Origin of the sequence: Pseudonocardia benzenivorans CB1190, assembly GCF_000196675.2 — a bacterium.
In the GTDB taxonomy this organism is placed as follows: Bacteria; Actinomycetota; Actinomycetes; order Mycobacteriales; family Pseudonocardiaceae; genus Pseudonocardia; species Pseudonocardia benzenivorans.
Genome location: NC_015312.1, coordinates 5,950,076 through 5,964,139 on the forward strand (window position 1 = coordinate 5,950,076; position 14,064 = coordinate 5,964,139).

Sequence of the window (14,064 nt, forward strand, 5' to 3'; positions counted from 1 at the left end):
GAGGAACACACCGTGCAGTACCAACTCGAGGTCGTCGTCCTCCCCGTGGCGGACGTCGACCGCTCGCTCGCGTTCTACACCGAGCAGGTCGGCTTCGACCTCGACGTCGACTACCGACCCACCGACGACTTCCGCGTCCTGCAGTTGACCCCGCCCGGATCGTCCTGTTCGGTCCAGCTGCAACTCTCGTCCCCCAGGACGGCCATTGCGGAACGAACCCATTACCTCGTCGTCCCGGACGTCGAGAAGGCGCGGCGAGAGCTACTCGACCGCGGCGTCGCGGTCGGCGAGGTCCGCCACAAGGCGCCGGTCGACCGCTGGGCAGGAGGCTGGGACGTGGGCGTCGACCCCGAACATCGGGACTATGCGAGCACCGCCGAACTGGTTGATCCCGACGGCAACGTCTGGGTGTTGCAGGAGCGCGGGCACGCAGAAGGTCCTCGCTGACCAGCAGCGCGCGGCCCGAGCCGTGCCGCCTCCACGAAGCTGCGCACCCTGCCGTCCCCGGCGACGGTTGTCGGCCCCTCTTCAAGCCTGCTATTGGAAGGAAACCCATGCCCGTCACGCGAATCGCGATACGAAGCGGGAAGTCCGTCGAGTACAAAAAGGCGCTGCTCGACGAAATCTACGAAGCGATGCTCACGAGTGTGCAGATCGAGCCGGGCGACCGTTTCACGGCGCTCACGGAGCACGGTGACGGGGAATTCTCCTACGGCGACTTGCTGGGTATCGACCGCTCCGACGATCTCGTGCAGATCCAGGTGTTCTGGGCACCTGGCAAGGCCACCGACGCCAAATTGGCGATGTACCGCGAGATCGTCGACCGACTGGGGAGGAATCCGGGCGTCCGCGCCGAGGATGTCCTCATTTCGGTCGTCGAGACCGCCGCGGAGAACTGGTCGTTCGGGAACGGCGAGGCGCAGTTCCACGATCTCACCTGATTGTCCGCGATACAGGTGCAGCAGGCCGGCGCACGCCGGGCACCGCGATCATCGACGAGTCAGAGCCCTGACAAAGCCGCGTCGATCCGGGCGCGCAGCCGGGCGTGGCCGTCGCGCAGGTCGCCACGCTCGGCGCGGACCTCGACGAGCGTCCGCCCCGCGGGGACCCCCAGCACCTCGGCGAGCTTCGCGGGATCGTCGACGGCCGTGTGGGCGACACCGACCGCCGCGCACAGCGCCGCGACGTCGACGGTGTGCGGGGTCCCGAAGACCCGCTCGAAGGACGCCGCGTGTGCGGGAGCGCCCTGTTCGAGCAGGCTGAAGATGCCACCCCCGCGGTCGTTGAGCACCACGAACGTCAGGTCGGGGGCGGGCTCGTCGGGGCCGAGCACGAGCCCGGTGGTGTCGTGCAGCAACGTCAGGTCGCCGAGGAGGGCGAAGGTCGGTCCGTCGTGGGCGAGTGCCACACCGGTGGCGGTGGAGACGGTCCCGTCGATACCCGCGACGCCGCGGTTGGACACGACGGTCAGCCCGGCCCGCGGCGCCCCGGCCAACGCCATGTCCCGCACGGGGTTCGACGAGCCCAGGACCAGCGCGGCACCGTCGGGCAGCGCCGCGGCGAGGGCGTGCGCGAGCCGCAGCCCGGTGGGCGCGTCGTCGGCGAGCGCGGCGTCGAGGGCGACGGACGCGGCCCGGTCGGCCGCCTGCCAGCGGGCGAGCCAGCCCGCGTCGGGCCGCATCGCCGGCAGCGACCCGACGGCGCGGACGGTTGCGGCGACGTCGGTCCAGGGGGCGCCGTCGCCGATCGCGTGGACGGCGACGGCGGGGTCGGCGAGCAGCCGTTGCACGGGGCGGTGCAGCGTCGGCCGACCGGCGACGACGACCTGGGCCGGCCGCAACGACGGATCGCCCAGCAGCCAGGGCCCCGCGCGCAACCCCGCGCCCCAGTACCCCGACGACGGCTCGGCGACGACCGGTAGGCCCGCGAGGTCGAGCCCGGCGGGCGCTCCCGGCCCGACGACGACGACCGTCGGCGCGGCCGGGTCGAGCGGCAACGGCTCGGAGGCGGCCGGCATCCCCGGGGCGACAGCGGTCCACGGGCGGCCGCCGGCACGGCCGTCCAGGGGGTCGGGCCAGGACGTGTCGTCGTCGGGCACGAGGGGCTCGGCGAACGGGACGTCGAGGTGCACCGGGCCCGGTTCCCTGAGGGCGGCGGCCAGCGCCCGGTCGACCGCGGCGCGCCAGCGGCCCTGCTGCCCCGCCTCCGAGCGCGCGACGGCCAGCACCGCGGCGTGCCGCACGGCGTCGCCGAAGATCCCCGGCTGCACGACGGTCTGGCTGGCGCCGGTGCCGACCAGCTCGGGCGGCCGGTCGGCGGTGAGCGCGACGAGCGGCACCCCGGCGTACGACGCCTCCAGCACGGCCGGGTGCAGGTTGGCCACCGCGGTGCCCGAGGTCGTGCAGACGGGGACGGGACGGCCGGAGCGCAGCGCGAGCCCGAGCGCGAGGAACGCGGCCGTGCGTTCGTCGATTCGGACGTGGAGCCGCAGCCTGCCGGCGGCGTCGGCGTCGTGCAGCGCGATCGCGAACGGGGCGTTGCGCGACCCCGGGCAGAGCACGACGTCGCCGACGCCGCATCGCACCAGCTCGTCGACGATGACCCTGGCCTGGGCCGTCGAGGGGTTCACCCGCGCGAGTCTACGAACGGACGAACCGCGGACGGCGGCGCGGCGCATATCGTCGGCTGGATCACCCCGACGGAGGCGTGCATGGGCGAGGACGGTTTCTGGGACGACGTCGAGCGGCACCTGGTCCGCTACGGGGGGCCGTTCACCCCGGCCGTGATCGAGAGCGCGGCGGGCTCGTTCGTCCGAGACTCCACGGGCCGGGCCATCCTCGACTTCACGTCGGGCCAGATGAGCGCGGTGCTCGGGCACTCGCACCCGGACGTCGTCGCCACGGTCCGCGAGTCGGTCGCGACGCTGGACCACCTCTTCAGCGGCATGCTGTCGCGCCCGGTCGTCGACCTGGCCCGCGAGCTCGCCGCGACGCTGCCCGACCCGCTGGAGCGCACGCTGCTGCTGACGACGGGCGCGGAGTCGAACGAGGCGGCGCTCAAGATGGCGAAGCTCTACACCGGCGGCTGGGAGGTCGTGAGCTTCGCGCAGTCGTGGCACGGCATGACCGGCGGCGCCGCGTCGGCGACCTACAGCGCGGGCAGGCGCGGCTACGGCCCGCCGATCCCCGGCAACCTCGCGATCCCGGCGCCCTACGCCTACCGCAGCGTGTTCGGCGACGACTGGCGCACCGAGCTCGACGTCGCCTGGGACCTGGTCGACCGGCAGTCGGCGGGCGCGCTCGCGGCGTGCCTGGTGGAGCCGATCCTGTCGTCGGGCGGGGTCGTCGAGCTGCCGCCCGGATACCTGGAGGCGTTGCGGCGCAAGTGCGACGAACGCGGGATGCTGCTCGTCCTCGACGAGGCGCAGACCGGTGTCGCCCGCACCGGCACCATGTACGCCTTCGAGCGCGACGGCGTCGTCCCCGACATCCTGACGTTGTCGAAGACGCTCGGCGCCGGGCTCCCGCTCGCCGCGACGATCACGTCCGCCGAGATCGAGGAGCGCTGCCACGAACGCGGCTTCCTCTTCTTCACCACTCACGTCTCCGACCCGCTGCCCGCCGCCGTCGGGCTGACCGTGCTCGACGTGGTCCGCCGCGACGGGCTGGTCGCGCGGGCCGCCGAGCTGGGCACCCGGCTGCGGGCCGGGCTGCGCGAGCTGGCCGCCCGGCACGACTGCATCGGCGACGTCCGTGGCCGCGGGCTGCTGCAGGGCATCGAGCTCGTCACCGACCGCACGACGAGGGAGCCCGCCGACAAGCTGGGCCGCGCCGTCACCGCCGAGTGCCTGGCGCTCGGGCTGCACATGAACGTCGTGCAGCTGCCGGGCATGGGCGGGGTGTTCCGCATCGCGCCGCCGCTGACCGTCGCCGACTCCGAGGTCGACCTCGGGCTGGACATCCTCGACCGGGCTCTGACGAACGTCGCCACGGGGTGACGTAGTTTCGGGTCGTCATGAGCGCGACCCTGCAGGCCACCGATCTCGCCGCCGGCCACGGCGCCCGCGTCCTGTTCTCCGGGCTCGATCTCGTCGTCGCGCCCGGCGACGTGGTCGGACTCGTCGGCGCCAACGGCGCCGGCAAGTCGACGTTGCTGCGGCTGCTGGCCGGCGAGGACCGGCCCGAGGAGGGCTCGGTCGCCCTCAGCCCGCCCGACGCGACCGTCGGGCACCTGCCGCAGGAGCCCGACCGCCGTCCCGGCGAGACCGTCGCCGCGTTCCTGTCCCGGCGCACCGGGGTCACTGCCGCGCAGGAGCTGATGGACGCCGCCGCGGCCGCGCTGTCCGACGGTGCCGCGGGCGCCGACGACCTGTACGCCACCGCGCTCGACCGCTGGCTCTCCCTCGGCGGCGCCGATCTCGACGAACGCGCCGGCGCGGTGAGCGCCGAGGTGGGCCTGGGCGTCGACCTCGACACCCCGATGACGGCGCTCTCCGGCGGGCAGGCCGCGCGGGCGGGGCTCGCCGCGCTGCTGCTCTCGCGCTACGACGTGCTGCTGCTCGACGAGCCCACCAACGACCTCGACCTCGACGGGCTGGAGCGCCTCGAACGCTTCGTGACGGGCCTGCGCTCGCCCGCCGTGATCGTCTCCCACGACCGGGAGTTCCTGGCGCGCACGGTGACCCGCGTCGTCGAGCTCGACCTCGCCCAGCAGCAGGTCGGTGTGTACGACGGCGGCTACGACAGCTACCTCGCCGAGCGCGAGGTGGCCCGCCGGCACGCCCGCGAGGCCTACGAGGACTACGCCGACACCCTCGGCGGACTCAAGGACCGCGCCCAGATGCAGCGCAACTGGATGGCGCAGGGCGTGCGCAACGCACGTCGCAAGTCGACCGACAACGACAAGATCGGCCGCAACAAGCGCGCCGAGACCAGCGAGAAGCAGGCCGCCAAGGCCCGGCAGACGCAGCGGATGATCGAGCGGCTCGACGTCGTCGAGGAGCCCCGCAAGGAGTGGGAGCTGCGCATGACGATCGCCGCGGCCCCGCGCTCGGGAACCGTCGCGGCGTACGCCGACGCGGCCGTCGTGACGCGCGGGTCGTTCACCCTCGGCCCCGTGAGCGTCCAGGTCGACTGGGCGGACCGGGTCGTCGTCACCGGGGCCAACGGCTCGGGCAAGACGACGCTGCTCGCCGCCCTGCTGGGCCGCATCCCGGTCGACTCGGGAGCCGCCGGGCTCGGGTCCGGGGTCCGGGTCGGGGAGGTCGACCAGGCGCGCGGGCTGTTCATGGGCGACGCGTCGCTGGCCCGCGCGTTCGGCGAGGCGGTCCCGGACTGGAACGACTCCGACGTCCGCACGCTGCTCGCGAAGTTCGGGCTGACCCGCGAGCACGTGCCGCGCCCGGCGTCGTCGCTGTCACCCGGCGAGCGGACCCGCGCGGCGCTGGCGCTGCTGCAGGCCCGCGAGGTCAACCTCCTGGTGCTCGACGAGCCCACCAACCACCTCGACCTGCCCGCGATCGAGCAGCTCGAACAGGCCGTCGAGAACTTCCCCGGGACCGTGCTGCTGGTGACCCACGACCGCCGGATGCTCGACACCGTCCGCGCGACGCGGCGCTGGCACGTCGACGCGGGGAAGGTCGACGAAGCACAGTGAGTGGCAATCGTCGCCATGGCGACGATTGCCACTCACGAGGGTGGTCAGGACTCGGGCGTGGGTTCGGCCTGCGGGCCGATCGCGAAGCGGAGCTCCTGGCCTTCGGAGGTCTCGACCGGCTGCACGTCCAGCACCTTGTCGTCGAGGACCTCCGCGGCCGCGGGCTCCAGGAACACGGTCACCCCGTCGCCGGTGAGCACCGTGTCGCTCTCGACCGGCTGGGCCGCGAGCGACAGCTCCAGGCCCTGGTCGGGCTCGGTGGAGGCGATGCGCAGACCCCCTCCGTCGGGGAGTTCTGCGTCGGCCGTCAATGACTTGATGGCCTCTGCCGCGGTCTCGGTGATTGCCAACATTCACCCCACACTAGGCACGTGTCCGGCCGCTCGCACGCCCGCCGAGCCGCCGGTCACGTCGATTCAGCCGAACCGGTCGGGGTCCGGACCCAGTCGGGTGCCCGCGTCGAGCGAGCTCACCGTCGCCATCTCCTCGTCGGAGAGCGCGAAGTCGAAGACGTCGATGTTCTCCCGGATCCGCGACGGCGTCACCGACTTGGGGAACACGATGTTGCCCAGCTGGACGTGCCAGCGCAGCACGACCTGGGCCGCCGACTTGCCGTGCGCCTGCCCGATCGCGACCAGCCGCTCGTCGGACAGCAGCTCGCCGCCCTTGGCGATCGGCGCCCACGCCTCGGTGAGGATCCCGTGCGCCGCGTGGTATTCGCGCAGGTCGGCCTGGGTGAGCAGCGGGTGCAGCTCGATCTGGTTGACCGCGGGGACGGTGCCGGTCTCGGCGGCGAGGCGCTCGAGGTGCGCAACCTGGAAGTTGGAGACGCCGATCGCGCGGGCGAGGCCGTCCTTCGCGCACCGCTCCAGGCCCTCCCAGGTCTCGACGTAGACGTCGGCCTGCGGGCGGGGCCAGTGGATCAGGTAGAGGTCGACGTGGTCGAGGCCCAGCTTCTCCAGGCTCTCGCCCAGCGCCGCGACCGCGGAGTCGCGGCCCTGCCGGTCGTTGGCCAGCTTGGTGGTGACGAAGACCTCGTCGCGCGCGAGTCCCGACTCGGCCAGGGCGCGGCCCACCTCGGCCTCGTTACCGTAGGCCTGGGCGGTGTCGATGTGCCGGTAGCCGGCGTCGAGCGCCTGGCGGACCGCCTCGACCGTCTCGCCGGGACCGACCTGGAAGACGCCGAAACCGAACTGCGGTATCGCGACGCCGTTGTTCAACGTCAGGTTGGGGACAGAGCTCATACGACCGGTCTACCCGATGCGGCGCCGCCACACCCTGTCGCCTGCGCACGATCGTCCGACGATGCGCGCGGGCCCTCTGTGGCCCTGGACCGCCGCGACCGGGGTGCCCGGCGCGCCGGGCTGACCACTCCTGGTTCGCCGGGTGCGGCCGCGCCCGGCGTGATCGCAGTCGGGGTGACCGCACTTGGCGATCGCCGCCCGCGGGACGTCCGCGACATCCCCGGTTGATCGCCGTCCTCGGGACATGCACGCACCAGGATGCGCCCATGTCCCTCGCTCGACGATCACCACGGGGGCCACGGCCCGTCGGGACACCTCACGCGCGGGCCGGCTCGACGACCGTCCCACCCGGCCCGACGGCCTTCGCCGGCAACCCCGCCGCCCGGGCCGCCCACACCGCCAGCGTCGCGACGAGCAACACCTCGGTCAGCGCCAGCCCCCGCTCGACCAGGCCCAGCGGGATGGTGTTCCACCACGAGCGGCCGGTGATCGGGCGGAGCGCGAAGCCCCACAGGATCGGCAGGAACCACCCCAGCGACGCCAGGGCCAGCACCCGCGTCCAGACCCGGGCGGCGAACGACTCCGACCTGCCGCGCTGCCCGCGCGCGACGAGCAGCCCCCCGATCGGCAGCGCGAGGAAGGCGACGAGGCTCGCGTAGCGGTGGATGTAGCCGCCGACGCTCGGTCCGACCGCCCAGTTCGTCTTCTCGAACACGACCACGGTGACCATGCCGAGGACCCACACCGCGAGCATGACCGTCGCCCCGGAGAGCGGCCCCAGGACCCGGGTGCGCGCCAGCGCCACCAGCACGGCCAGCGACCCGACGGCGAGCGCGATCACGCCGACGTCGAAAAGCCAGGCGTCGGGGCCGAGCGCGTACTCGCTGATCGTGCGGCGGACGGGGTCGACGCGACCGGCGGAGACGACGTGCAGCGCCCCGACCAGCACGATCGCCAGCGCGACGCCGAGCCCGCCGACCGCGGCCAACCCCCGCGACACGGTGTCCCTGGGCACACGGCTCCCCTCGTCGCCCGCCCGTTGAGAAGTCAACGATCGGAGACCGGCCCCGAGCTCCCCCGGTGGAGGCCGAGGGCGCGGGCCGCGAGCTGGGCGAGGTGGACGGGTTCGCGGGTCCCGGCCTGACGCAGCTGGGTCCGGCAGCTGAAGCCGTCGGCCAGCACCGCGACATCGGCGTCGGCCGCCCGGACGGCCGGCAGCAGGACGCGTTCGGCGCACGCCATCGAGACGTCGTAGTGGCCGTCCTCGAACCCGAAGTCGCCGGCGAGCCCGCAGCAGCCCGAGTCCAGCACCTCGGCGTCGATCCCCAACGCGCGCATGACCGTCCGGTCGGCGTCGACGCCCAGCTCGGCGTGCTGGTGGCAGTGCACCTGCACGAGCGCGCGGCCGCCGGGCGCGGTGACCAGTCCGGGGAGCTCGTCGGCGTGCCGGGCAAGGACCTCGGCGAACGTCCGCACCCCGTCGGCGAGCAGCGCGACGTCGGGGTCGTCGGGCAGCAGCTCGGCCGCGTCGGCGCGCAGCGCGGCCGTGCACGACGGCTCCAGCCCGACCACCGGCACACCCGCGGTGAGCCACGGACGGATCGTGCGCAGGCTGCGCGCCACCACCTTCCGCGCGGTGTCCAGCTGTCCGGTGGACTTCCAGGTCAGCCCGCAGCACACCGCCCGCGGCGGGAGCTCGACGGCGTAGCCCAGGGCTTCCAGCACCGCGACCGCGTCGGTCGCGATCGCCGGGTCGAAGTGGTCGGTGAACGTGTCCGGCCAGAGCAGCAGCCGCCCACGCCGGGCTCGTGCGGGACGGACGGCACGCAACGGGCGGCGGGCGGCGCTGCGGGCGAACGAGGTCCGGGCGATCGGCGGGATGCCGCGTCGGGGGTCGATCCCGGCGAGGCGCTTCGCCGGCGCCGCCAGCGGCCCGCGCGCCGCCGCGTTGAGGGCGTCCACCAGCCGCGCCGGCAGCCTGCCGACGATCCCCAGCCACCGCGGCAGCGCGCCCATCGAGTAGTGCGAGGCGGGTCGGCGGCGTCCGGCCCAGTGCTGGGCGAGGAACTCCGCCTTGTACGCGGCCATGTCGACGCCGACCGGGCAGTCGCGCTTGCAGCCCTTGCAGGACAGGCAGAGATCGAGCGCCTCGGCGACGTCGGGCGAGTCCCACCCACCACCGACGACCTGCCCGTTGGCCATCTCGAACAGCAGTCGCGCCCGGCCGCGGGTGGAGTGCATCTCCTCGCCGGTCGCGCGGTAGCTGGGGCACATGACCCCGCCGGATCCGGTGACGCAGCGCCCGACGCCGAGGCAGCGCCGCGTGGCGCGGGTGAAGCTGCCGCGGTCGTCCGCGAACGCGAGCTGCGGTGTGTCGGCGATGGACGGCATCCCGACGAAGACGCGCAGGTCGTCGTCGAGCTTGGCGGGGCGCACGAGGCAGCCGGGGTTCATCCGGTCGTCGGGATCCCAGACTGCCTTGAACTCCTCGAACCCCTCGATGATCGACGGCGGGTACATGCGCGGCAGCAGCTCTGCACGGGCGGTGCCGTCGCCGTGCTCGCCGGAGAGCGACCCGCCGTGCGCGACGACGAGGTCGGCCGCGGCCTCCATGAAATCCCGGAAGTTGGCGATCCCGCTGCGCGAGAGCAGGTCGAAGTCGATGCGCACGTGCAGACAGCCGTCGCCGAAGTGCCCGTAGTAGACGCCGCGACGGCCGTGGTCGGCCAGCACCCGGTCGAACTCGCGCAGGTAGGCGCCGAACCTCTCCGGCGGGACCGCCGCGTCCTCCCAGCCGGGCCACGCCTCGCCGCCGTCGGGGCTGCGGGTGAGGATGCCCGCGCCGTCCTCCCTGATGCGCCACAACGCCTTCTGCGCCGCCGGGTCGCCGACGACGACGCTCGTCGCCCCGTAGGACCGCATCGCCGCCGCCACGGCTGCCGCGGCGGCCTCGGCCTCCCGCCGCGTCGCCCCACCCGTCTCGACGTAGAGCCAGCCACCGCCCTCCGGCAGGGCCTCGGTGGCCCGCTCGAGGGGGTCGTGCGCACGCAGGGCGGCGACCAGCCCGGCGTCCATCCCCTCGATCGTCAACGGGGCGTGCTCGCGGACGACCATGACGTGGTCGGCGGCGACGTAGGCGTCGGGGAAGCCGAGGACGGCCAGTGCGCGGGCCGGCGGGGACTCGACGAGGCGCACCGTGGCCTCGGTGACGACCGCGCAGGTGCCCTCCGTCCCGACGAGCGCCTTCGCCAGGTCGAAGGCACCGGGCACGAGGCTGTCGAGGTTGTACCCCGAGACCCGGCGCGTGAGCTCCGGGACCGACGACCGGATCTCACCCGCCAGCCGGGACCCCAGGGCGCGCAGCCGGTCCGGGATGTCGCCGGTCGAGGCGGGGCCGGCGGTGAGCCGCTCGCCGCGGTAGGTCAGGACGTCGAGCGACACCGTGTTGTCGACGGTCTTGCCCCACGCGACCGAGTGCGACCCGCAGGCGTTGTTCCCGATCATGCCGCCGAGCGTGCAGCGCGAGTGCGTCGACGGGTCCGGGCCGAAGGTCAGACCGTGCGGTCGGGCGGCGTCGCGCAACGTGTCGAGCACGACCCCTGGCTGGACGCGGGCGGTCCCGGCCTCGGGGTCGATGTCGAGGACACGGTTCATGTGCGCGCGGAAGTCGAGCACGACGGCGGTGTTCACCGCCTGCCCGGCGATCGACGTGCGCGCCCCCACCGGCAGGACCGGGACGTCGTGGCGGCGGCAGACCTCGAGCGCGGCCTCGACGTCTGCGGCGTCGCGGGGGGCGACCACGCCGATCGGCACCCGCCGGTAGTTCGACGCGTCCGCCGACCACATCGCGCGGTGCGCGGCATCGAACCGGACGCCTCCGGACACGGCTGCGGCAAGGTCGGCAGCGAGGTCGGCGGCGAGGTCGGCAGCGAGGTCGGCGGTCCCGTCGGTGCGCACGTCCCCCAGTCTCTGCTCCCGACGCCGTGCCGCGCCCACCGGGCCGCCCCGACCCCGACCGCGGCGGTGCGCCGAGCCGCTCCTGCCGCCGGCGGCCACAGCGGGCGCGCGACCGGCCGGCTCCCGCCCGCGCAGCCCGTCCCGGTGCTTCGCCGAGCGGGAGCAGCCGCTCCACCCGTCGCCCGCACTTGGTAACGTCGCCCGGCGCAGGTCCAGCAGCGTGGCCCGCGGTCAGAACGCCGAGACCGAGCCCGCTGGACAGGTGCCCATGCACGACGACCTCGATCCGTCCCCGACGATCGAGGCCCTCAGCCGACCCGCGACCGCCGACCACGTCGGCCGGTTCAGGCTGGACCTCGCCACGGGCGCGTGGACATGGCCGGTGCTCCCGGCCGGCCCCGCACGTCACCTCGACCCCCGCGACGTGCTCTCCCTGTCGACGGCGGACGGCGCGGCCACGATCGCCGAGGCCGTCACGAAGGGCGCGCCCGTCTGCGGGATGTTCCGGGTCGCCGACGGCTCGGGGCCCGCGCGCAGTCTGCTGGTCCTCGTCGAGCCCGACCTCGACGGGGCGGAGGTGGTCGCGGCCGTGGGGACCGTCGTCGACCTGGGCACCGAGCGCGACGAGCTGCTCGGACGCGCCGACCAGTTGGAGACGGCGTTGCGCAGCCGCCCGGTGATCGAGCAGGCCAAGGGCATGCTGATGCAGCTGAAGGGATGCTCGGAGGACGACGCGTTCCGGCTGCTGATCACGCTCTCGCAGGCGGTCAACCGCAAGCTGCGCGACGTCGCGGTCGAGATCGTCGGTGCGCTCCCCGCGGGAACCCCGCTGCCCCGCGACATCGCCCGCGCCCTCTCGAGTGAGCTCGGAACGACCCGGCGCGACGGCGACACCGCGAGCCGCCGCGACCGGGACGGGCAGGCCTGGCACTGAACCGGCAGCGCCGGCGCGAGGTGCCGGCACCGCGGCGCGGCGTCCGCGCCCGCCGGGCAGGACCGGTCAGGAGCCGCTGACACCGACGACCGTCCGGAACGACGTGTGTCGGCTGGGACGGCGGGGGACGCTCGACTGCGGCCCCGCTTCACCGGACCCGCTCCTGCCGGTCTACCCCGACCCCGGCGGTCGGTCACCGAGCCGCACGGCCCGGGACGCGCGGTTGGTCAGGTCGAGTTCGTAGTCCTGGCCGACGAGGTCGGCTCCGAAGCTGTGATGCGGCCTCTCGGCGACGAGTCGGAAGCCGGCGTCGAGGTAGATCCGCCGGGCGGCGGCGAGCACGTCGTTGGTCCAGAGCCGGAGGCGCTCGTAGCCCTCGGTGCGGGCGAAGTCGACGCAGGTGGCGACGAGCCGGGTGCCGAGCCCGTGGCCGCGTGCGGCGGGGTCGACGAGCAGAAGGCGAAGGACTGCGGTCGAGTCCCGTCCGGGGACGCAGAAGACGCAGCCGACGCGGCGGCCCTCCAGCTCGGCGATCCACGCACGGGACCCCGCCGCGCCGGCGCCGAAGTCGGCGACGATCCGTGCGACGAGCGCCTCGAACGACGCGTCCCAGCCGAACTCCCGCGCGTACTGCTCGCCGTGCGCGGCGACGACCCAGCCGAGGTCACCCGGCCTGCCGAGTTCTCGGATCTCCATGACCTCCCCCTTTCACTGAAACACTCGTTTCAGTAGGGTGGACCGCGTGCCCCGGGATGCGCAAGGGTCGGCCCGCCGGGCCGAGCTGCTGGAGAAGGCGTACGCCTACGTCCTGCAGCACGGCCTCGCCGGCATGTCGCTGCGCCCGCTCGCCGAGGCGATCGAGACCAGTCCGCGCGTGCTCCTGTATCTGTTCGGCTCGAAGGACGGCCTGGTCAGGGCCCTGCTCGCGCGGGCTCGCGAGGCCGAGCTCGACGGGCTCCCGCCGGGTGAGGTCCCCGTGGCGGCCGTCTGGGAGTGGCTCGCCGCCCCGGAGCACCGCGGTCTCCTGCGGTTGTGGGTCGAGGGCTACGCCCGCTCGCTCGTCGAGCCCGACGGGCCGTGGGCCGGCTTCGCCGAGGCGACGGTGGCGGACTGGCTCGCCGTCCTGCGCCGGACCCTCACCGAACCCGCCGCGACCGCCGCACTGGCGCTCTTGCGTGGCGCGCTCCTCGACCTCCTCGCCACGGGTGACCGAGCCCGCACCACCGCCGCTGTGCAGGCCTTCGCTCCCTAGCCCCAGGTGCCACCGGACAGTGCGGACACCGGCGGCGTCGACCGGTCGCGGGCCCGCACCCGGGCGCGACGTAGGGTCCGCTGCGTGAGCGACGCCGTCTCCGAGCTGTTCGATCCCGAGGCCTGGACGGCCGTCCCGGGCTTCGACTTCACCGACATCACCTACCACCGGGCCGTGTCCACGGGCGCGGTGCGGATCGCGTTCGACCGCCCGGAGGTGCGCAACGCGTTCCGTCCGGGCACGGTCGACGAGCTGTACACCGCGCTCGACCACGCCCGGCAGAGCTCCGACGTCGGCTGCGTGCTGCTGACCGGCAACGGCCCGTCCCCGCGCGACGGCGGCCGGGCGTTCTGCTCGGGCGGCGACCAGCGGATCCGCGGCCGCAGCGGCTACCAGTACGCCTCGGGCGAGACGGCCGACACCGTCGAGCCCGGCCGGGCCGGCCGACTGCACATCCTGGAGTGCCAGCGGCTCATCCGGTTCATGCCCAAGGTCGTCATCGCCGTCGTCAACGGCTGGGCGGCGGGCGGCGGGCACTCGCTGCACGCGGTGGCCGACCTGACGCTGGCCAGCGCGGAGCACGCCCGGTTCAAGCAGACCGACGCCGACGTCGGCTCCTTCGACGGCGGCTACGGCTCGGCGTACCTGGCCCGGCAGGTCGGACAGAAGTTCGCCCGCGAGATCTTCTTCCTCGGGCAGGCCTACACCGCCGAGGAGATGCACGCGATGGGCGCGGTGAACCGGGTCGTCCCGCACGCCGACCTGGAGAAGGTCGCGCTGGAGTGGGCCACGCTCATCAACGGCAAGTCACCGCAGGCCCAGCGGATGCTGAAGTACGCGTTCAACCTGGCCGACGACGGGCTCGTCGGCCAGCAGCTGTTCGCCGGTGAGGCGACGCGGATGGCGTACATGACCGACGAGGCCGTCGAGGGGCGCGACGCGTTCCTGGAGAAGCGCGAGCCCGACTGGGCGCCCTATCCCTGGCACTACTGAGCGCCGTCACGCCCACGCCCGGGCGCAAC

Annotated in this window: 13 protein-coding genes; 7 read left to right on the forward strand and 6 right to left on the reverse strand. The window is 74.0% G+C overall.

The features are described 5' to 3' along the window. Positions 1–12: 12 nt before the first annotated feature. Together PSED_RS28070 and PSED_RS28075 are read left to right on the forward strand one after the other, a co-directional pair. Entirely contained in the window at positions 13–447 is a 435-nt protein-coding gene (locus tag PSED_RS28070) for a VOC family protein (protein ID WP_013677613.1), read from the forward strand. Between the two features lie 107 nt (positions 448–554). Next, complete coding sequence (locus PSED_RS28075) at positions 555–941, forward strand: tautomerase family protein (RefSeq protein WP_013677614.1); 387 nt, start codon at positions 555–557, stop codon at positions 939–941. A 59-nt stretch (positions 942–1,000) separates the two neighbouring features. Here the strand turns inward: PSED_RS28075 and menD are convergent, their stop codons facing one another. After that, positions 1,001–2,629, reverse strand: a complete 1,629-nt coding sequence (gene menD, locus PSED_RS28080; protein ID WP_041760069.1) for a 2-succinyl-5-enolpyruvyl-6-hydroxy-3-cyclohexene-1-carboxylic-acid synthase — start codon at positions 2,627–2,629, stop codon at positions 1,001–1,003. Between the two features lie 81 nt (positions 2,630–2,710). Here menD and PSED_RS28085 point away from each other — a divergent pair, with 81 nt between their 5' ends. Then, the gene (locus PSED_RS28085) at positions 2,711–3,997 is read left to right on the forward strand and encodes an aspartate aminotransferase family protein (RefSeq protein WP_013677616.1); all 1,287 of its coding nucleotides are present in this window, start codon (positions 2,711–2,713) and stop codon (positions 3,995–3,997) included. Positions 3,998–4,014: 17 nt separating this feature from the next. Further along, positions 4,015–5,655, forward strand: a complete 1,641-nt coding sequence (locus PSED_RS28090) for an ABC-F family ATP-binding cassette domain-containing protein (protein ID WP_013677617.1) — start codon at positions 4,015–4,017, stop codon at positions 5,653–5,655. Between the two features lie 44 nt (positions 5,656–5,699). On the opposite strand, the gene PSED_RS28095 is transcribed toward PSED_RS28090, so the two are convergent. The 4 genes from PSED_RS28095 to PSED_RS28110 all read right to left on the reverse strand — a co-directional run bounded on the left by PSED_RS28095 (position 5,700) and on the right by PSED_RS28110 (position 10,856). Then, on the reverse strand, positions 5,700–6,008 hold the full coding sequence (locus PSED_RS28095; RefSeq protein ID WP_013677618.1) for an adhesin: 309 nt from the start codon (positions 6,006–6,008) through the stop codon (positions 5,700–5,702). A gap of 63 nt (positions 6,009–6,071) precedes the next feature. Beyond that, positions 6,072–6,899, reverse strand: coding sequence for an aldo/keto reductase (locus PSED_RS28100; protein ID WP_013677619.1), 828 nt, complete (start codon positions 6,897–6,899; stop codon positions 6,072–6,074). Between the two features lie 316 nt (positions 6,900–7,215). After that, a complete protein-coding gene (locus tag PSED_RS28105; protein ID WP_013677620.1) occupies positions 7,216–7,914 on the reverse strand; it encodes a DUF998 domain-containing protein in 699 nt (232 codons plus the stop codon). Positions 7,915–7,946: 32 nt separating this feature from the next. Further along, positions 7,947–10,856 (reverse strand): FAD-binding and (Fe-S)-binding domain-containing protein, encoded by a 2,910-nt coding sequence (locus PSED_RS28110; protein WP_049803524.1) that lies wholly within the window; start codon positions 10,854–10,856, stop codon positions 7,947–7,949. Positions 10,857–11,076: 220 nt separating this feature from the next. Here PSED_RS28110 and PSED_RS28115 point away from each other — a divergent pair, with 220 nt between their 5' ends. After that, positions 11,077–11,790 carry an ANTAR domain-containing response regulator gene (locus tag PSED_RS28115; protein ID WP_049803525.1) on the forward strand — a complete coding sequence of 238 codons (714 nt, stop codon included), beginning with the start codon at positions 11,077–11,079 and terminating at the stop codon, positions 11,788–11,790. A gap of 171 nt (positions 11,791–11,961) precedes the next feature. On the opposite strand, the gene PSED_RS28120 is transcribed toward PSED_RS28115, so the two are convergent. Then, complete coding sequence (locus tag PSED_RS28120; RefSeq protein WP_013677623.1) at positions 11,962–12,486, reverse strand: GNAT family N-acetyltransferase; 525 nt, start codon at positions 12,484–12,486, stop codon at positions 11,962–11,964. A 46-nt stretch (positions 12,487–12,532) separates the two neighbouring features. On the opposite strand from PSED_RS28120, the gene PSED_RS28125 reads away from it, so the two are divergent. Continuing rightward, positions 12,533–13,042 (forward strand): TetR/AcrR family transcriptional regulator, encoded by a 510-nt coding sequence (locus PSED_RS28125; protein WP_013677624.1) that lies wholly within the window; start codon positions 12,533–12,535, stop codon positions 13,040–13,042. Positions 13,043–13,126: 84 nt separating this feature from the next. After that, complete coding sequence (locus PSED_RS28130) at positions 13,127–14,035, forward strand: 1,4-dihydroxy-2-naphthoyl-CoA synthase (RefSeq protein ID WP_013677625.1); 909 nt, start codon at positions 13,127–13,129, stop codon at positions 14,033–14,035. Positions 14,036–14,064 lie beyond the last annotated feature (29 nt).

Excerpts from the sequence above, each read along its gene's own strand:
- PSED_RS28090 (WP_013677617.1), top strand. The coding sequence starts at position 4,015 with ATGAGCGCGACCCTGCAGGCCACCGATCTCGCCGCCGGCCACGGCGCC.
- PSED_RS28075 (WP_013677614.1), top strand. The coding sequence starts at position 555 with ATGCCCGTCACGCGAATCGCGATACGAAGCGGGAAGTCCGTCGAGTAC.
- PSED_RS28120 (WP_013677623.1), bottom strand. The coding sequence starts at position 12,486 with ATGGAGATCCGAGAACTCGGCAGGCCGGGTGACCTCGGCTGGGTCGTC.
- PSED_RS28085 (WP_013677616.1), top strand. The coding sequence starts at position 2,711 with ATGGGCGAGGACGGTTTCTGGGACGACGTCGAGCGGCACCTGGTCCGC.
- PSED_RS28095 (WP_013677618.1), bottom strand. The coding sequence starts at position 6,008 with ATGTTGGCAATCACCGAGACCGCGGCAGAGGCCATCAAGTCATTGACG.
- PSED_RS28100 (WP_013677619.1), bottom strand. The coding sequence starts at position 6,899 with ATGAGCTCTGTCCCCAACCTGACGTTGAACAACGGCGTCGCGATACCG.